General features: G+C 38.5%; 15 protein-coding genes and 1 pseudogene. 5 read left to right on the top strand and 11 right to left on the bottom strand.

Annotated features, from left to right (window positions below; all coding sequences use genetic code 11):
* Positions 1 to 85 precede the first annotated feature (85 nt).
* The 8 genes from HCJ30_RS05430 to pyrH all read right to left on the bottom strand — a co-directional run bounded on the left by HCJ30_RS05430 (position 86) and on the right by pyrH (position 11,778).
* Positions 86 to 4,417 (bottom strand): PolC-type DNA polymerase III, encoded by a 4,332-nt coding sequence (locus HCJ30_RS05430; protein WP_185391276.1) that lies wholly within the window; start codon positions 4,415 to 4,417, stop codon positions 86 to 88.
* 105 nt (positions 4,418 to 4,522) lie between these two features.
* Positions 4,523 to 6,229, bottom strand: a complete 1,707-nt coding sequence (locus tag HCJ30_RS05425; RefSeq protein ID WP_185391275.1) for a proline--tRNA ligase — start codon at positions 6,227 to 6,229, stop codon at positions 4,523 to 4,525.
* Positions 6,230 to 6,268: 39 nt separating this feature from the next.
* The gene (gene rseP, locus HCJ30_RS05420; RefSeq protein ID WP_185391274.1) at positions 6,269 to 7,531 is read right to left on the bottom strand and encodes an RIP metalloprotease RseP; all 1,263 of its coding nucleotides are present in this window, start codon (positions 7,529 to 7,531) and stop codon (positions 6,269 to 6,271) included.
* Between the two features lie 13 nt (positions 7,532 to 7,544).
* Complete coding sequence (locus HCJ30_RS05415; protein ID WP_185391273.1) at positions 7,545 to 8,687, bottom strand: 1-deoxy-D-xylulose-5-phosphate reductoisomerase; 1,143 nt, start codon at positions 8,685 to 8,687, stop codon at positions 7,545 to 7,547.
* 14 nt (positions 8,688 to 8,701) lie between these two features.
* Positions 8,702 to 9,490, bottom strand: a complete 789-nt coding sequence (locus HCJ30_RS05410; protein WP_185391272.1) for a phosphatidate cytidylyltransferase — start codon at positions 9,488 to 9,490, stop codon at positions 8,702 to 8,704.
* Between the two features lie 13 nt (positions 9,491 to 9,503).
* Positions 9,504 to 10,262 carry an undecaprenyl pyrophosphate synthase gene (uppS, locus tag HCJ30_RS05405; RefSeq protein ID WP_185391271.1) on the bottom strand — a complete coding sequence of 253 codons (759 nt, stop codon included), beginning with the start codon at positions 10,260 to 10,262 and terminating at the stop codon, positions 9,504 to 9,506.
* Positions 10,263 to 10,492: 230 nt separating this feature from the next.
* Entirely contained in the window at positions 10,493 to 11,050 is a 558-nt protein-coding gene (gene frr / locus HCJ30_RS05400; protein WP_185391270.1) for a ribosome recycling factor, read from the bottom strand.
* Positions 11,050 to 11,778: a UMP kinase gene (pyrH, locus tag HCJ30_RS05395; RefSeq protein ID WP_003723449.1), complete on the bottom strand. Its 729-nt coding sequence runs from the start codon at positions 11,776 to 11,778 to the stop codon at positions 11,050 to 11,052. The genes frr and pyrH overlap by 1 nt, the downstream gene beginning before the upstream one ends.
* 272 nt (positions 11,779 to 12,050) lie before the next feature.
* Here pyrH and HCJ30_RS05390 point away from each other — a divergent pair, with 272 nt between their 5' ends.
* The 5 genes and pseudogenes from HCJ30_RS05390 (at position 12,051) to HCJ30_RS05370 (ending at position 16,171) form a co-directional block, all read left to right on the top strand.
* Entirely contained in the window at positions 12,051 to 12,425 is a 375-nt protein-coding gene (locus HCJ30_RS05390; RefSeq protein WP_185391269.1) for a hypothetical protein, read from the top strand.
* Complete coding sequence (locus tag HCJ30_RS05385; protein ID WP_185391268.1) at positions 12,409 to 13,608, top strand: SNF2-related protein; 1,200 nt, start codon at positions 12,409 to 12,411, stop codon at positions 13,606 to 13,608. The genes HCJ30_RS05390 and HCJ30_RS05385 overlap by 17 nt, the downstream gene beginning before the upstream one ends.
* Positions 13,598 to 14,902, top strand: a complete 1,305-nt coding sequence (locus HCJ30_RS05380) for a phosphoadenosine phosphosulfate reductase (RefSeq protein ID WP_185391267.1) — start codon at positions 13,598 to 13,600, stop codon at positions 14,900 to 14,902. Before HCJ30_RS05385 ends, HCJ30_RS05380 begins: the two co-directional genes overlap by 11 nt.
* Positions 14,903 to 14,911: 9 nt before the next feature.
* Complete coding sequence (locus tag HCJ30_RS05375; RefSeq protein WP_185391266.1) at positions 14,912 to 15,418, top strand: IbrB-like domain-containing protein; 507 nt, start codon at positions 14,912 to 14,914, stop codon at positions 15,416 to 15,418.
* Positions 15,419 to 15,439: 21 nt separating this feature from the next.
* Positions 15,440 to 16,171: pseudogene (locus HCJ30_RS05370) on the top strand (class I SAM-dependent methyltransferase).
* 51 nt (positions 16,172 to 16,222) lie between these two features.
* On the opposite strand, the gene HCJ30_RS05365 reads toward HCJ30_RS05370, so the two are convergent.
* The 3 genes from HCJ30_RS05365 to HCJ30_RS05355 all read right to left on the bottom strand — a co-directional run bounded on the left by HCJ30_RS05365 (position 16,223) and on the right by HCJ30_RS05355 (position 19,049).
* Positions 16,223 to 16,462, bottom strand: coding sequence for a YneF family protein (locus HCJ30_RS05365; protein ID WP_185391265.1), 240 nt, complete (start codon positions 16,460 to 16,462; stop codon positions 16,223 to 16,225).
* A 219-nt stretch (positions 16,463 to 16,681) separates the two neighbouring features.
* Positions 16,682 to 18,676, bottom strand: a complete 1,995-nt coding sequence (tkt, locus tag HCJ30_RS05360) for a transketolase (RefSeq protein WP_185391264.1) — start codon at positions 18,674 to 18,676, stop codon at positions 16,682 to 16,684.
* A 142-nt stretch (positions 18,677 to 18,818) separates the two neighbouring features.
* Positions 18,819 to 19,049, bottom strand: a complete 231-nt coding sequence (locus tag HCJ30_RS05355; RefSeq protein ID WP_185391263.1) for a DUF896 domain-containing protein — start codon at positions 19,047 to 19,049, stop codon at positions 18,819 to 18,821.
* Between the last annotated feature and the right edge of the window lie 85 nt (positions 19,050 to 19,134).

Here is a 19,134-nt window from a genome sequence, read left to right as displayed (position 1 = left end):
ATTGGCCCACGCTTGGCTGAGTTATCGTAGTATTTCTTAAATAAGTTTATCACAAATTGTGACTACAAGCAAGTTTTGCCCATTTTTAGAACAGGGATAGCTGATTTTGATCAGGCAAGCCTTCCAAGCATCCTTGATCATCCATGTACTGAATAATCGTTTTGGATACTTTTCCGCGTTGTTGTAAGTCTTCTTTGGATAAGAATTCTCCGTTTTCACGGGCAGCAACAATTTGCTTCGCTACGTTTGTTCCAAGACTCGGAATCGCGTTAAATGGCGGGATAAGCGAGTCGCCATCAATTAAAAATTCATCCGCAGACGATTTATATAAATCGACTTTTTGGAAATGGTATCCACGAGCAAGCATTTCGTTCGCAATTTCTAAAACAGTTAATAAGTTTTTCTCTTTGGTTGAAGCTTCTAAGCCTTTATCATTCACTTCTTTCATTGTTGCTTTCACGGCTTCTTTCCCGTTGACCATAGATGTCAAATCGAAGTCATCGGCACGAACGGTGAAATAAGTTGCGTAGAAAAATAGTGGATGATGCACTTTGAAATAAGCAATCCGTACTGCCATTAAAACGTAAGCTGCGGCATGGGCTTTCGGGAACATGTACTTGATTTTTTTACAAGATTCAATGTACCAAAGCGGCACTTTATTCGCCATCATCGCTTCTTCCATTTCGTCTGTTAAGCCTTTCCCTTTACGCACCGATTCCATAATTTTAAAGGCTAATGAGCTTTCTAATCCTTGATAAATGAGGAATACCATAATATCATCACGACAACCAATTACGTCTGGTAGTTCGCATGTTTTATTTTTGATTAATTCTTCGGCATTTCCAAGCCAAACGTCCGTCCCGTGGGAAAGACCAGAGATTTGCACTAGCTCGGAAAACGTGGTTGGTTTGGTTTGCTCTAACATTTGTCGTACGAAACGCGTCCCAAACTCAGGGATTCCCAGTGTTCCGGTTTTGGAGTCGATATCTGCTGGTTTCACACCAAGTGACTCTGTAGAACCGAATAGTTTCATCACATCTGGGTCGTCGGTTGGAATTGTTTTTGGATCGATACCGCTTAAATCCTGTAACATCCGGATAGCGGTCGGATCATCGTGTCCAAGTATATCGAGTTTTAATACATTATCATGAATCGAGTGGAAGTCAAAATGGGTCGTTTTCCATTCCGAATCCGTCGCGTCTGCCGGGAATTGCACTGGTGTGAAATCGTAAACGTCCATATAATCTGGAATAACGATAATACCACCTGGATGCTGTCCGGTAGTTCGTTTAACGCCTGTACATCCAGCTACAAGTCGGTCAATTTCAGCGCCACGAATAGTCATATTCATATCACGTTCATAGTTACGAACATAACCAAAAGCAGTCTTCTCGGCTACCGTACCAATCGTACCAGCCCGGAAAACGTAATCTTCCCCAAAAATTTCTTTCGTATAAGCATGGGCTACCGGTTGATAGTCCCCTGAAAAGTTTAAATCGATATCGGGTACTTTATCCCCTTTAAATCCTAAGAAAGTTTCAAACGGAATATCTTGTCCTTCTTTTTGATAGGCCGTACCACAGTGAGGGCAATCTTTGTCAGGTAAGTCAAAACCAGAACCAACCGAACCATCATCAAAGAACTCAGAATCCTTACAATTCGGGCAAAGATAATGTGGTGGGAGTGGATTCACCTCGGTAATTTCCGTCATTGTCGCAACGAAGGAAGAACCAACCGACCCCCGCGAACCAACCAGATAGCCGTCCACAAGCGACTTCTTAACGAGTTTATGCGAGATAAGATAAATAACTGCGAACCCGTGTCCGATAATACTTTTCAGTTCTTTTTCTAGTCGAGCTTCTACGATTTCCGGTAAATTTTCACCGTATAATTGGTGTGCCATTGCATAACTCATATCGCGAACTTCGTCTTCTGCACCATCGATTTTTGGTGTGTATAGCTCGTCTTTAATTGGCTTTAAATCTTCCATCCAATCCACTACAACATTAGGATTCGTTACAACAATTTCTTTCGCTTTTTCTTCACCAAGGAAAGCAAATTCTTTTAACATTTCATCTGTTGTGCGGAAATGGACATCTGGTAATTCAGCGCGATTCAGCGGATTAGCGCCACCTTGCGAATGAATTAAGATTTTACGATAAATTTTATCAACAGGATCTTTGTAATGCACATTTCCGGTCGCTACGACTGGTTTTCCTGTTTTTTCACCAACGCGAACAATATTTTTCAAAATTTCTTCTAACGCTTTTTCATCACGAACGAGTTCTCGCTCAATAAGAGGCGCGTATACTGGTTTTGGTTGAACTTCAATGAAATCATAAAACTCCGCTACTTTTTCCGCAGCTTGCATCCCTTTTTGCATCATTGCTTCAAACAATTCGCCTTGGCTACATGCCGTTCCGATAATTAAGCCTTCACGTAATTTCTTTAATTGTGAGCGCGGAATTCGTGGCACACGATAAAAGTAATTGATGTTAGACATCGTAATTAATTTAAATAGGTTTTTTAAACCAACAGCTGTTTGCGCATAAATGGTTGCATGGAATGGTCGCGCCCGTTTGTATGCGTCGCCTTCCCCCATATAATCATTTAACGAATCGTGGAAATCGATATCATGCATCTCTTTCGCATCTTTAATTAATTTCCAAGCTAAATATGCCGTAGCTTCCGCATCAAAAACAGCGCGGTGATGTTGCTCAAGAATGATATTGAATTTTTTCGTTAAAGTATTTAAGCGGTGATTTTTAAAATGCGGGTAAAGAAAACGTGCCAATTCTAGCGTATCGACAACTGCATTTTCGGCTTTTTCCAGGCCAACTTTTTCGTACGCAGTGTTAATAAAGCCCATATCAAAGGAAGCATTGTGGGCTACAAGGATGTCGTCAGCGCTCCATTCCTTGAATCGTTTTAAAACAACGTCAATAGGATCGGAACCTTTGACCATATCATCTGTAATACCCGTTAGATTGATGGTAGTTGCAGAAAGCGGATGCCCTGGATCGATAAAGGCTTCAAATTTATCAATGATCTCGCCATTTTTCATTTTTACACCCGCAAGCTCGATAATCGTATCATAAACGGCCGATAAACCAGTAGTCTCCACGTCAAATACGCAGTAAGTAGCATCTTGTAAGGCGATGTGTTGATCATTATAAGCAATCGGAACACCATCATCTATTAAATTGGCTTCGATACCAAAAATAACTTTTAAACCATATTTTTGGCCTGCGCCGTATGCTTCTGGGAATGATTGTGCGACAGAATGATCAGTAATCGCAATCGCTTTGTGACCCCAATCTGCTGCTTGTTTGAAAAGCGCATCAACAGAAGAAGTCGCATCCATTTGACTCATTGGAGAATGAAGGTGTAGTTCTGCCCGTTTTTCTTCGGCTGTATCAAGACGCTTCACACCAGCGATTTCATTGACATCTTGCGCCATCATAATTAAATCACGCACGAAAGTATCATTTTGGACACTGCCTCGTACTTTAACCCACATGCCTTTTTTCAAATTTTGGAACATCGCTGCATCTTCGTTATCGCGGGAAAACATTTTTATAATCATCGAACTTGTATAGTCAGTAATTTTAAATTGTAACAGGCTACGACCACTGCGAAGCTCTCTAATTTCTGTTGCGAAGATTAAACCTTGAACGGTAATACGGCGTTCTTCATCATAAATATCGCCAAGACGTTTGACTTCTTCGTCATCTTTAATTTTGTAACCAATTTGGAATGGACCAGTAAGTGGAGCTGCCCCGCCGCCGCTTTGTCCTTCAGCTTGGCGTTTTTGCATAACTTGAACAGCTTCTGCCGCTTTTTTCTGATCTTCTTCTTGTTTGGCCTGAGCAAAAGCTTTATATTCTTCCGTTTCTGATTGGTCGAGCATATGCATTTTCATCGCTAAACGGGGAAATCCAGCTTTTCCGTAACTTTCAATAATTTTCGCTTGGAATCGTTGTTGAATAGTGGCTTCTTCCATATCGTTATGAACAGCTAATTCAATAAAATGCGGCTCTTTAAACGTAGGTTTTTGCTCCATTAAAAGTTTCCCAATCATCGGTGACTGCTTGCCAATTGGCTCTACGATTAAGTTCCAATAATCTTGAATGAGTGTTTCGTTGATTGTTTGATTTTCTGGAACTATTTGCATTTCTGTTTCCGCAATTTGGCTAAATGCACGCTTCATCCCAACATCCATCATATGGAAAAGTGCTGCTGGGAAAATTTGCGGAACGTGTAAATGAAATTGCCATGTTTTATTTTTCTTGTCGGCAACGAGCTTTTCGATTTTAGCTTCTTTCGTGAATTCTTCGTAGGTTGTTACATCTTGTAAACCGATTTGTGTCATTAACAGCTGAAATCGTTCTTGTTTTTCTTCCTCTTTTGCAGTCATTCCGAATAACACCCCTTCATTCAAATTTATAAAAGCCAGATGTCCCTCATAACCCGTTTTTATAGGAACGAGTGGAGTTTCATCTGGCACAAATTGCTCAATAAATTATTTATCTCCAAAGAGAATAGGTAGCGTGTTTAGAAGTTCATCTTGGCGAACTTCAATCATCTCGCCAGTTTTTCTGATTTTCACTTCAACGACACCTTCTGCTGCCTTTTTCCCTACTGTAATACGGATTGGTAAGCCAATTAAATCCGCATCTGCAAATTTAACGCCTGCACGCTCCGCACGATCATCGATTAACACGCTAAAGCCAGCACCTTGTAGTGACGTATAAAGCGTTTCTGCAAAAGCAACTTGCTCCTCGCTCTTCATGTTAACAGGAATTAAATGTAAATCAAATGGGCTAATTTGCTTATCCCATACAAAACCATTTTCATCATTCGATTGTTCCGCGATGGCAGATAAAATACGAGATACGCCGATTCCATAACAACCCATAATAATTGGTTGCGCACGACCATTTTCGTCTAAAATTGTCGCATTCATCGCTTGGCTATATTTCGTTCCAAGTTTGAAAATATGGCCCACTTCAATACCTTCAGCAAATTTGATTACGCCTTGACCATCAGGAGATAAATCGCCTACTTGGATCATACGTAAATCAAAATAGCTAGTTACAGTGAAATCACGATCCGGATTCACATTGATATAGTGGAAACCATCTTCGTTTGCACCAGCTACCGCATTAACGATATCTTTTACAGCATTATCCGCAAAGACACGCGTATTTTCAGGAACGCCGATTGGCCCTAGGGAACCAAAGTTAGCTCCTAGTAGTTCAACTGCAACAGCTGGGTCTACTAATTCTACATTGGTTGCATCTAATGCATTTTTGATTTTAATATCATTCACTTCATGGTCACCGCGAACAAGGACCATAATTACTTCTTCATCTACTTGATAAAGCATCGACTTCATCGTTTTTTCAATTGGAACTTCTAAAAATTCAACAATATCTCCAATTGATTTTTGATCAGGAGTGGCAACTTTTTCCAAGTCCTTCTCCAGTTCATGTGATTTTTTCTCCATATATAAAACTGGAGCCATCTCTGTATTCGCCGCATAATCAGAAGCATCACTATAAGCAATCGTATCTTCGCCAATATCAGATAACGCCATAAATTCTTTTGATTCATTCCCACCAATAGAACCGGAATCCGCAATAACAGAACGGAATTCAAGGCCACAACGAGTAAAGATATTCGAATAAGCTTGGTGCATCAAATTATACACTTCATCCAAACTTTCACTTGTTGCATGGAAAGAATAAGCATCTTTCATAATGAATTCACGACCACGTAATAAACCAAAGCGTGGACGTTTTTCATCACGGAATTTCGTTTGAATTTGGTATAAAGTGAGCGGCAAACGTTTATAAGATTTAACCTCATCACGTAAAAGTGCCGTAATAACTTCCTCATGGGTTGGCCCAAGCGCAAAGTCACGAGAAGCGCGGTCCTTTAGGCGCATTAATTCTGGGCCGTAATCATTCCAACGACCAGATTCTTGCCAAAGTTCTGCAGGTTGAAGCGCAGGCATTAATAATTCTGCCGCACCAATTGCTTCTAATTCTTCACGGATAATTGTTTCGATTTTGCGTAACATCAATGTTGCAAGTGGTAAATAACTATAAATCCCACTAGCCGTTTGTCTTATAAAACCAGCGCGAAGAAGTAATTGGTGACTCTTTACTTCTGCATCAGCTGGAACTTCTTTTAATGTTGGTATAAATGTCATCGTTTGACGCATTTAAAACACCCCTTTTTCCCTTTATTAGTCTTTCTCTTTTTAGAAAAATGCTCGTTGAATATCGTTCCATGTCACAAGAATCATCAGAACCATTAAAAGTGCAAAACCTGCAAAATGGATAATGCCTTCTTTTTTCGGATCAATTGGTTTACCGCGAACGAGTTCATATAAGAAGAACATCAAGCGTCCACCATCAAGCGCTGGTAACGGTAATAAGTTAACAATTCCTAGGTTAATACTTAAAACAGCTGTCCAGTTCAGTACCGTCATAAAGCCATATTGAACGACTTGTTGCGTACTTGTGTAAATCCCCACTGGGCCGTTTAGCATGTCAAGTGAAAATCCGCCTGTAAACATGTTACCAAGAATCGTAAATATTTGAACAATCCAATTCCATGTTTGCGTAAATCCATTGGTTATTTTAGCAGTAAATGAAGTATCCATCGGCGTTTCCACACCAATTTTCCCCACTTTTTTGCCATTTTCTTCCTGTGTCGCCGGTTTTACATCAATATCTTGCGTTTTACCATCGCGATCCACTTTGAAATCAAGTGTTTTTCCGGGGTTTTCTGAAACGCTTTGTACGATATCTGTCCAAGATTTCATTTCTTTTCCGTTGATAGAAAGAACTTCGTCACCCTTTTTAAGACCAGCCTCAGCAGCAGCCCCGTCAGGCAGCACATTCCCAAGCGTGTTATCCGTGCTCGGAACGCCGCCTTGAACAAATGCTAAAGCCGTAAAAATTAAAATAGCTAGAATAAAATTAAAAAGTGGTCCAGCAAAAATCGTCATTGCCCGATTCCCTAATGATTTTGCATTAAAAGAACGGTCAAATGGCGTAATCATCGTTTCAATCTTGCCATCAATAACGAGCGCATCACGTTCTACTTGATAACGAACTTTCTTCGTATCGTCGTAGTCTTCGTAACCTTCAATGAAAAGCTCTTTCTCTAAATCACAGAGCGATACTTCGATAGGTTGCGCGTTGACGTATTGATCTTTTCCATTAACAATAATTTTACTAACCGTTTCTTCCGGTGTTAGTTCAAGTCCCACTCGGTAACCAGGTTTTAGCTCAATTTCTTCGCCATCTTCCCCAGCCATCCGAACATAACCACCAATCGGCAGCAAGCGAATCGTATATTGTGTTTCTTTTTTACGATAAGCAAAAATTTTCGGTCCAAACCCAATTGAAAAATCTTTTACCATAATCCCAGCACGTTTTGCAAAAAGAAAATGTCCTAGTTCATGGAAAAATACAATCAGTCCGAATACGAAAATAAAAGCAATAATAGTTGTCAAAATAGCTTCACCTCTATAAAAGTGTCTTTACATACGCGCGTGTTTCTTGATCGACTTGTAAAATCGTATCCAAGTCAGGGTCAGAAATACTAGTATGACGATTCATTGCATTTTCAACAAGTGCTTCAATATTATAAAAAGCCACCTGCCCATTTAAAAAGCCAGCAACAGCAATTTCATTTGCAGCATTTAAAACTGTCGGCATTGTTCCACCTATTTTACCAGCATTATACGCGAGTTTCAATGCCGGAAATCTTTCATAATCCACTTTTTCAAAATGAAGTGCGGAAAAATCAGTAATCCGGAATTCTTTTTCATACGGTATATAGAGTCTATCAGGATAGGTTAACGCGTATTGAATCGGCATCCGCATGTCTGGCGTGCCAAGTTGGGCAATGAAGCTTCCATCGACGAACTGCACCATTGAATGAATGATACTTTCGCGCTGAATAACTACTTCAATATCGTCATAACTAACCCCAAACAGCCAGTGCGCTTCCATTACTTCTAAACCTTTATTAAACATCGTCGCGGAATCAATCGTTAATTTATTTCCCATGTTCCAGTTCGGATGTTTTAATGCTTCTTTCACCGTAACTTCGCTCAGTTGCTCCCGCGTTTTATCACGGAAACTTCCACCGCTCGCTGTCAGAACTAATTTCTCTATTCTTTCTGGATTTTCTCCGTTTAATGCTTGTAAAATAGCAGAATGTTCACTATCAACAGGTAATAGCGAAACGTTTTTTTCTTTCGCCGCACGCATGACTAAATGACCAGCAGTGACAAGTGTTTCCTTATTAGCAATCGCAATCGCTTTGCCCGCTTCAATCGCATCTAAAGTCGGCAGTAAGCCAACACTCCCCATCACCGCGTTTAAAAGCACATCGCCATCTAAATAGGTTGCTACTTCCCTAAGCCCTTCCAAACCATTATAAAATTTCACATTTGGAAATTCTGCTTCTAGTGCCACACGATCTCTCGTATGCCAAACAGCAACCATTTTCGGCTTAAACTCTTGGATAATCGCTCTACCCCGTTCCATATTACGCCCAAAACTAAGCGCAACAAGTTGAAATTTTTCTGGGTTTTCACGAATAATTGCTAGCGTTTGTGTACCAATAGAACCAGTTGCACCTAGTAAAATAATTTTCTTCATTATCCCATCTCCAATTAAATAATTTGAAGTATATGTAGCAGAGGTAAAACGAATAACAAGCTGTCAAAACGGTCTAAAATACCACCGTGTCCAGGTAAGATTTTCCCAGAATCTTTTACACCATAGAAGCGTTTTAGAGCTGATTCGACCAAGTCCCCAAGCTGCCCAAAAATAGATAGAAATACTAAAAGTGCTAAAACGAGCGCAATATTTCCTGGTAGCTCCGCAAAATAATAAAAACCACCTGCAAATACAAGCGCACAAATAATCCCGCCAACGAAGCCTTCAACCGTCTTATTCGGGCTAACATTCGGAGCTAATTTGTGTTTCCCAATTGCTCTTCCAATAAAATAAGCCCCCGTATCGGTTGACCAAACAATAAGTAAAGCAAAGAGCACATACATTAATCCAGCTTCACGAGTAAGCGCCAAGTAATGGAAACCAAATCCTGTATAAAAAGCCGCAACCATACAAATCCCTACTTGATCAAAATGGAATTTGTTTCGCGAAAACACTGTATTCGCAAGTAAGAGCGCCATTAAAATAAAAATAACTTCCATTTCCGTAATATGGAGTGTATCTAAAAAGGCCAAATATCTATCTGGCACGACAACTAACCACATCAATAGTAATGTAATTATTCCATTCATCGAAAAAATTCGTTGTTTTGTCATTATAAGTACTTCATATAAAGCAATCGTCGCAAGTAAAATACTCAATAATTCAAATGGAATTCCCCCGTAGACAACGAATGGAATAAAAAATATAAGCGCAACAACTGCAGTAATAATTCTCGTTTTCAATCTTTTTTCCTCCCTAGAGCCCTCCGAAACGACGCGACCGGTTTTGATATTCAATAATCGCCTGTAAAAAATCTTCTTTTGAGAAATCAGGCCAATGTGTTTCTGTAAAATAAAACTCGCTATACGCAAGTTGCCAAAGCATAAAATTACTCAATCGTAGCTCACCACTAGTCCGAATTAACAAATCAGGATCGCCTAAGCCGCTACTCATCAAATGATCATTTAACAATTCTTCCGTTAAATCCTCTGACGACTTCCCTTCTCGAACTAACTCTTTCATTGCTTCTTTTGCAGCGGTGATGATTTCAGAACGTCCACCGTAGTTAAGCGCAAAATTAAGCGTAAGCCCAGTACAGTGCGCTGTATCAGCAATCGCTTTCTCAACGGCACGCATCGTATGATCAGGTAAATTTTCTCGGTACCCCATCACATTAACACGAACATTTTCTTCAATCAACTCTGGTACAAAAGAGTCAAAAAATTCTACAGGTAGTTTCATTAAAAAATCCACTTCATCTGTAGGTCGTTTCCAGTTTTCAGTTGAAAATGCATAGAGCGTTAGCACATCAATACCAATTGCATTCGCATAACGTGTCACTCGCTTCACGACATCCATACCTTCTTTATGCCCGGCAATTCTCGGTAAGAAACGTTTTTTTGCCCATCTTCCATTCCCATCCATGATAATCGCAACATGGCGCGGAATTGGTAAATCTTCTGCAAGTTCACTATTTAATATATTTTCATCTTGTCGAAATAGCTTTTTAAACATCATAAATCCTCCAATTGATACACTTCTTAGAGCATGTCTATACCTATAATAACAAAAAAGAATCAATTAATGTACTAAAAATTCCATGTGAACAGATGAGATTTTCATGAGAGAGATGGAATTGCCCATTAAAAAACATTCCTAACCCAACGCATATGGAAAGAATTAGGAATGTCATTTCAACTTAAAAGGTGTTTAGCCCTATTTGTTACTATTAGTAAAAGTATCAATTAAACTTCTAAGATTTCCGCTTCTTTGTCTTTCGTGATGTTATCGATATTCTTGATGCTTTCGTCCGTTAATTTTTGAACGTCTTCACCATAAGAACGCAAATCGTCTTCTGTTATATCGCCACTTTTTTCTAATTTTTTCAGTTCTTCATTAGCTTCACGACGAATGTTACGAACAGCAACTTTCGCTTCTTCCGCTTCTTTTTTCACTTCTTTAACTAACTCTTTACGACGTTCTTCCGTTAATTGTGGAATCGTTAAACGTAGCACAGAGCCATCGTTATTCGGAGTCAAACCTAAGTCTGATTTCAAAATTGCTTTCTCGATTTCGCCTAAAATAGTTTTATCGTAAGGTGTAATAAGTAGCATTCTAGCTTCTGGAACGCTAATAGAAGCCATTTGGTTAACTGGTGTAGCAGCTCCGTAATAATCTACAGATAAACGGTCAAGAAGTGATGCATTCGCACGACCAGCGCGGATTGTACCTAATTGTCTTGTTAACGCTTGTTCTGCTTTTTCCATTTTTTCTTTGGATTTCGATAATACTTCTTTACTCATTATTTTTTCCCCCTAACAGTAGTTCCGATTTTTTCACCTAAAATAACACGTTTAATATTGTTGCCTTGTTCTGTAAACGAGAAGACGATTAATGGAATATCATTGTCCATGCTTAAGGACGATGCCGTTGTATCCATTACTTCTAAACCTTCTTTAATTACATCAAGGTAAGATAGTTCTTCGTATTTTTTCGCATTTTCATCTAGTTTTGGATCGGCATTGTAGACACCATCTACATTATTTTTCGCCATTAAGATAACATCCGCTTCGATTTCAGCTGCTCTAAGTGCTGCCGCTGTATCAGTGGAGAAGTATGGGTTACCAGTTCCACCTGCAAAGATAACGACGCGACCTTTTTCAAGATGACGAATTGCTTTACGACGAATGTACGGTTCCGCAATTTGACGCATATCAATGGAAGTTTGCACACGTGTTGCCACTCCAATATTTTCAAGGGAATCTTGTAAAGACAAGGAATTCATGATAGTCGCAAGCATACCCATTTGGTCGGCTGCCGCACGGTCCATTCCCATTTCACTACCAAGTTTACCGCGCCAGATATTTCCGCCGCCAACAACGATAGCTACCTCTACTCCTAATTCTACTACTTCTTTGATTTGAGCAGAAATCAAATTGACCACGCTCGGGTTAATTCCAAAGCCATCATTTCCGGCAAGTGCTTCACCGCTTAATTTTAATACAACTCGTTTATAATCTGGGGTATCCATAATAGCCTCCAATTTCATATTCTATTCATAGATAGAAAAGTTTTCCATCCACCATTATCTATTCTACTAAAAAGCTGGCTATTACAAAAGTGTTTTCTACCAAAAAATAAAAAAACATTTAAAAATAGAGATAAAACTACCCTTATTTCATTCTTTTCTCCTTCTATTTAAAGGATATTACCTTATACACCAACACAATTTGTGATAAAATAAACGCATAAATAGATAAAAATGAACGAAAATGACAAAATACATAGGAGTATTCGATTTAAATGGCAAAATGGCACAAAATTTATATATATAGTGAACGTGTAGAACAATGGGACAAACAAACCATTATTGAAATGCCTTCAGAAAGTGAATTTCAAGGTTATTTTTTCTTGCTTCCGAAAAAAATGGTGTTTTCCATTTCACCGGAGTACAGTTATTTCTATTTTCCAGACACATGGAAGTTCTTTCTAAAAAAATATACCGAAAAGAAAGAAATTAGTGCCGCGAAAATGTTACTCCTTTTCAAGCAAGAAAGTGAAGCGATAATGCAATTTTTCCAAACAAAAAAAGTAAATGATAGCATTATTAAAGTTCGTACACATATCCCTAAAAAAATAGAAAAAGATGTGATAATTCAACATGACCTTATTAGATAACCAAAAACAAGCTCTACAAAAACTCAAAAAATATAAAGTTGGCGCACTATTCATGCGACCTGGCAGCGGAAAAACGCGTGTAGCTTGCGAATTAATCAGTGATGTAAAACCAGATTATGTTTTATGGATTGCCCCCTTTCAAACAAAAGAGAACCTCGCAGCCGAAATAAGCAAATGGGGTTATGATTTCCCGCAAGAAATTATCGGTATCGAATCCCTCTCAAACTCAGATCGTTTATATCTCTATTGCCGAGAAAAACTCAAAAAGTCGACCAATAGCTACATTATAATGGATGAAAGTTTAAAAATTAAAAATATCCATGCGCTTCGAACACAGCGAGCCATCAAACTTTCCCGCTTTGCAAAATACAAATTAATTATGAATGGAACTCCACTCAGTCGAAACATTTTAGATTTATGGTCCCAACTAGAATTTTTATCCCCTAAAATATTAAATCTAAGTTTTTCACAGTTTAAAAAAACATTTTGCGAATATGTAACGATTACACAACTAACGCAAACGAAGCAGCAATCAATGGACATTATTAAAAAATATCATAATTTAGACTATCTGTATGAATTAATCTCCCCTTTTATTTTTAGTTCTTCACATGAATTAGCTATCAAGTGGCATTATATTCGCCATGATTTTTCCATTGATGAAGCATTTTTAAAGCAATATTACGAAATTAAAGATGACTATCTCCAAAAAGCAGCGGCATATACTATAAATATTAACTTTTTAGAAATGTCCCAAGTAATGCAACATTGTTATTGCCTCTCCTCTGAAAAGTTCACTATTACCGAATCTCTAGTAGCCGGCAAAGAAGAAACAACTATTATTTTTTGTAAATACAAACGTTCAGAAGAAGCATTACAAAAAGCATTTCCAAATGTCAAAATCACTACTTTTGCCAAATCTTCTTACGGACTCAATTTACAATTTTATAATCAAATTATTTATTTCGATAAAACGTTTGATTATTCACAGCGCGATCAATCCGAAAGACGCATTTACCGAACCGGTCAAACACAAGACTGCTACTACCATGATTTAAGCGGTAACGTCGGCCTTGACTCCCTTATCGACACAAATATTTCTAAAAAAACGAACCTATTGCAAGAATTCAAAAAAGAGCTCTCACAAAAAAATTCTTTTGAGGTGATAATGGATGCTTTCTAAAACAGTCTTTGATGCTTCCCAAGAAAGAATGGAAGTAATTTTTTCCGAATTCGATAATATTATCGTCTCCTTTTCAGGTGGTAAAGATAGCGGGGTCATGCTCCACCTTTTGATTGATTATATGCGAAAAAATAATATTCGCCGGAAAATTTATGTCTATCATTTAGATTACGAAGGCCAGTACTCTGCCACGACTGATTTTGTTACGGAGATGCTAACTTCTAACTTAGATATTATCGAACCGCTTTGGTGTTGCCTCCCTATCGCAGCACAATCAGCCGTATCGATGTTCACGGATCACTGGAAACCGTGGGAAAAGTCTAAGCAAGCTATTTGGGTAAGAGAAATGCCTACTTTCCCGCACGTGATTAATGAAGATAACGCCCCATTCGATTTTGATTTCGAAAATCTTTGGGATTACGAATTTAATAAAAAAATCATTCAATGGCTACATACGAAAAACAACGCCAAAAAAACGATTGCTTTGATTGGAATTCGTCAACAAGAATCGCTAAATCGCTATAATGCTATTCATAAAAAAGAGCGCATGTATCAGGCGTACAATTGGACTACCGAAATCTCCAAAAATATCTTTAATGCCTATCCTATCCACGACTGGCATGTAGAAGATGTTTGGGTTGCCAATGCTAAATTCAATTGGTCCTACAATAAAATTTATGACTTATTTTACCAAGCCGGCCTAACCGTACACGATATGCGCGTTGCAAGCCCTTTTAATGATTCCGCAAAAGAAAGTCTTAAACTATACCGCGTTATCGAACCAGATCTTTGGTCCAAACTAGTCGGCAGAGTGAATGGCGCTAATTTTACTGCAATATACGGCGGCACTTCTGCAATGGCTTGGAAAGAAATCAAACTACCGGAAAATCACACGTGGAAATCATATTTAGAATTCCTACTCACCACTTTACCAAGCTACACAAGAGAACGTTATTTAAAAAAATTCAAAACGAGCATCACCTACTGGACCGAAAAAGGTGGGGCTTTAAAAGTAGAAACAGTGGAAGAATTAAAAAATTTAGATGTCCAAGCAGACTTCCTCGGAAAACCAAAAGGCAATCGCGTCTATACTAATCCAATGGAGATCGTTCGTTTTAAAGAATATCCCGACGACCTAAAAATCAAAGAATTCGCCAGTGTTCCTACGTATAAACGGATGTGCATCGCCATTTTGAAAAATGATTATACCTGCAAATATATGGGATTCGGTCAAACAAAATTAGAATTAGAGAAACGAAAAAATGCATTAGAGAAATATAATAATATTTTATGAGGTGATAAAATGAATTATAAAAGCCCGGTATATAGCGTCACACCCATTCACTACTCGAAACTTCAAGCAAATAATTATAATCCCAATACCGTTCCCGCCGTCGAACTTAAATTACTTGAAAAATCGATTTGGGAAGATGGTTTTACCCAACCAATTGTCTGCTATCCCTTGGAAAACACAGATAAATATGAAATAATAGATGGGTTTCATCGTTACACAATTATGACTACCTCGAAGCGGATACGCGAACGGGAAAATGAATTCCTGCCAGTGGTAATTTTAGAAAAAGATACCGTAAACCGGATGGCATCAACTATTCGCCATAATCGAGCGCGCGGATATCATAATGTAGAACTGATGTCGAATATTGTCAGCGAACTAACAGATAGTGGCATGTCCGATAATTGGATTATGAAAAATATCGGAATGGATGCCAATGAAATCTTACGCTTAAAACAAGTGAGCGGCCTTGCTCACCTCTTCTTAGATAAAGAATTCAGCCAAGCATCTGATTAATTTAAGAAAAGAGGACCAAACATGAAAGAAAACAAATATGATGACAAACAATTTTTCGAACAATATAGCCAAATGCCCCGCTCCAAAGAAGGACTAAAAGCAGCCGGAGAATGGCATGAATTTAAAAAACTACTCCCTGATTTCCATCAAAAAGTAGTACTTGATTTGGGCTGCGGATTTGGCTGGCACTGCATTTATGCCGCAGAGTACGGAGCAAAAAAAGTAGTTGGCGTAGACTTATCCGAACGAATGCTTACAGAAGCGAAACACAAAACAACATCACCAATTGTCCAATATGAGCAAAAAGCAATGGAAGATATTACCATAGAACCCGAAACATAAGATATTGTTCTCAGTTCTCTCGCGCTTCATTACGTCGCTTCCTTTAACGACATCTGCCAAAAAGTGCACACAAATTTAAAAACTGGTGGCTCCTTTATTTTCTCTGTAGAGCATCCCGTATTTACAGCGGATGGACGCCAAGATTGGTTTACAGATGAAACTGGCAACAAATTACACTGGCCAGTTGACCGTTATTTCAACGAATCGATACGCACAAGCCATTTCCTAGGCGAAGATGTCCAAAAATACCACCGCACCCTCACCACCTATATCCAAACTTTACTCCAAAACGGCTTCCAAATTAATAGCGTCATCGAACCAGAACCAGCTCCCGAATTAAAAGATTTACCAGAAATGCAAGATGAATACCGTCGTCCGATGATGCTGATTATAGCTGCGACTAAAAACTAATAAAAAAGCCCCTTCTACTTGGATAGAGGGGGCTTTACTTTGTTAAAAAGTTTATTTCTTTGCTTTTTTTTGTTTTTCTTTTTCTTGCTGTTTGTTCATTGCGCTCATCATTTGATTGATTTTCTTTTGTGATGGTTTTTGACCCATTTGTGCCATCATCATTTGTAACATTTGTTCGTTAATTGGCGGATTGTTTTTTAAATAGCTCATCATGTAACGTCTTGCAATAAAGAATCCTCCCGCAAGACCAGCTAGTAAACAAATAATGCCGACCAGAATGTAAATCCACATAGTCTCTTTTCTCCTCCTTGAAACAAAATCCTCTTTTATTGTACTTGATTTATATTAAACAGACAATACTTTTCAAGAAAACATATCATCTAGATCAATTTATCAATAAAAGCTGCAAACAACCTCGTAATTATAACATTAATGGCACTACTGCGCAATCTATAAAAGTATAAAAAAACAGACCGCACTAGAAAAACTAGCAGCGGTCTGATTGTTTAATTAAAGTGATTTTACTGTATTAACGACGTTCTCTACAGTAAAGCCATAATTCTTAATTACTGTTTCGCCTGGAGCAGAAGCACCAAATTTGTCGATTCCAATAACTTTTCCATCTAAACCAACATAGCGTTCCCATCCAAAGCTAGCGCCCATCTCTACTGCTACACGTTTTCTAACAGCATTTGGCAGAACACTTTCTTTGTACTCAGCAGATTGTTGTTCAAATAGATCAAATGATGGCACACTTACAACCGATACATCTGTTCCTTGTGCTTGAAGTTCTTTTTGTGCTTCCACAGCTAAGTTAACTTCGGAACCACTTGCAAGGATAATCGCTTCGGGTACATCACCTTTCGCTGGAGAAATAACATAAGCACCTTTTTTAACGCCTTCTGCAGTTAATTTAGCAGAATTTGGTAAAGTTGGTAGACCTTGACGAGTAAGTACAAGTACGTGTGGAGTAGATGTAGATGTGATCGCTAGTTTCCAAGCTTCCACAACTTCATTTCCATCAGCAGGACGGATAACAGAAAGTCCTGGCATTGCACGTAAGCTTGCAAGTTGTTCGATTGGCTCATGTGTTGGGCCATCTTCCCCTACTGCAATACTGTCATGCGTCATAACATAGGTTACAGGTAAATGTTGGATAGCGGATAAACGAATCGCTGCACGCACATAGTCGGAGAATACGAAGAATGTTCCGCCGTATACTTGAAGACCGCCGTGAAGTGCCATACCGTTTAATGCTGCACCCATTGCAAATTCACGCACACCAAACCAAATGTTTCTTTCAGCTGGAGTTGCTTTTGTAAATTCGCCATCTGTCTTGATTGTTGTATTATTAGAACCAGCAAGGTCAGCTGATCCACCAAAAATAGTTGGGATTTTTCCTGCTAATGCATTGATAACTTCCCCACTTGAAGCACGGCTAGCAAGCGCTTTGGAATCATCATATACTGGTAAATCTGCATCCCAATCAGCTGGTAACTTATGGTTTAAGCTATCTTCTAATTGTTGCGCAAGTTCTGGGTATTTCGCTTTATAAGAAGCAAATAATTCATTCCATGCAGCTTCTGCTTTTTCACCACGTTCGCCAATTGTTTCTTTAAAGCGAGCTGTAACTTCTTCAGGAACAAAGAATTTTTCTTCGTAGTTCCAACCGTAAGCTTTTTTCGCTGCCAAAATGCCTTCATCACCTAGTGGAGCACCATGCACTTTGCTAGTTCCTTCATTAGGAGCACCGAAGCCAATGACTGTTTTCACTTCGATCATTGTTGGTTGCGAAGTATTTTGTTTCGCTTTTTCAATTGCAGCCAAAATTTCAGTTGTATCATTACCATCTTTTACTAATAAATGTTCCCAACCGTAAGCTTCAAAGCGTTGTTTTACATTTTCAGAGAAAGATTTATCTAAATCACCATCTAGAGAAATATCATTGGAATCATATAAAACGACTAATCTTCCTAATTGTTGATGACCTGCGTAAGAAGCCGCTTCAGAAGCAACACCTTCCATTAAATCGCCATCTCCACATAATGCATAAGTATAATGATCCACCACAGGGAAACCATCTTTATTATATTTTGCTTCCAAATGTCTTTCTGCCATAGCCATACCAACAGCCATCGCAATACCTTGACCAAGTGGACCAGTAGTTGCGTCTACACCATCCGTATAGCGATATTCCGGGTGACCTGGCGTTTTACTTTCCCATTGACGGAAGTTTTTAAGGTCTTCTAATTCTAATTTAAATCCACTTAAATGTAATAAACTATATAAAAGCATCGAACCATGTCCTGCAGAAAGTACAAAACGGTCTCGGTTGAACCAATGTGAGTTCTTAGGATTTGTTTTTAAAACGCGCGACCAAAGTGCATAAGCCATTGGTGCGGCTCCCATTGGTAATCCTGGATGACCAGAATTTGCTTTTTGAATTGCGTCCATTGATAAAGTACGAATTGTATTGACTGCTAAACTATCTGTGTTATCGAACAAATGAAACATCCTCTCTTCAATATAATTTTAACTACTTTAATAATAAGCCTTTAAAGCAATTAACACAACTAAAAATTGCTTTAAATTGCTTAATTGATTGGTATTTTTGTTCATTTGCGCGAAAATGTTCATTTGGTGCCAATTATTGGTTCTTGTTTTTTCTGAGTTGTTTTACTTTATGCGGCGTTACGTCTTTACCGTTAGGATCAATAATAGTTGTATTCTCAATCGTCCCTTTCATATGAGTACGAAACGATTTAATATATTCTTTGCGTAATTTATCTTGCTCTACTTTTTCCGCGGCAGTTAGAGTTCCCGCTTTTTTCTTTTTAGAAAGTTCATTAATACGATCTATTTTAGCTTTTTCTAGCATAGTACTTCATCCTTTTCATCAAAATTATAAAAATAAGAAAGCAGCAAAAAGCCACTTTCTACTATTATATCATAAACGGTCGCTA

Source organism: Listeria cossartiae subsp. cossartiae, assembly GCF_014224155.1.
GTDB classification, from domain to species: domain Bacteria; phylum Bacillota; class Bacilli; order Lactobacillales; family Listeriaceae; genus Listeria; species Listeria cossartiae.
The sequence above is the reverse complement of the archived record's forward strand: the minus strand, read 5'-3'. Positions and strand labels throughout refer to the sequence as shown.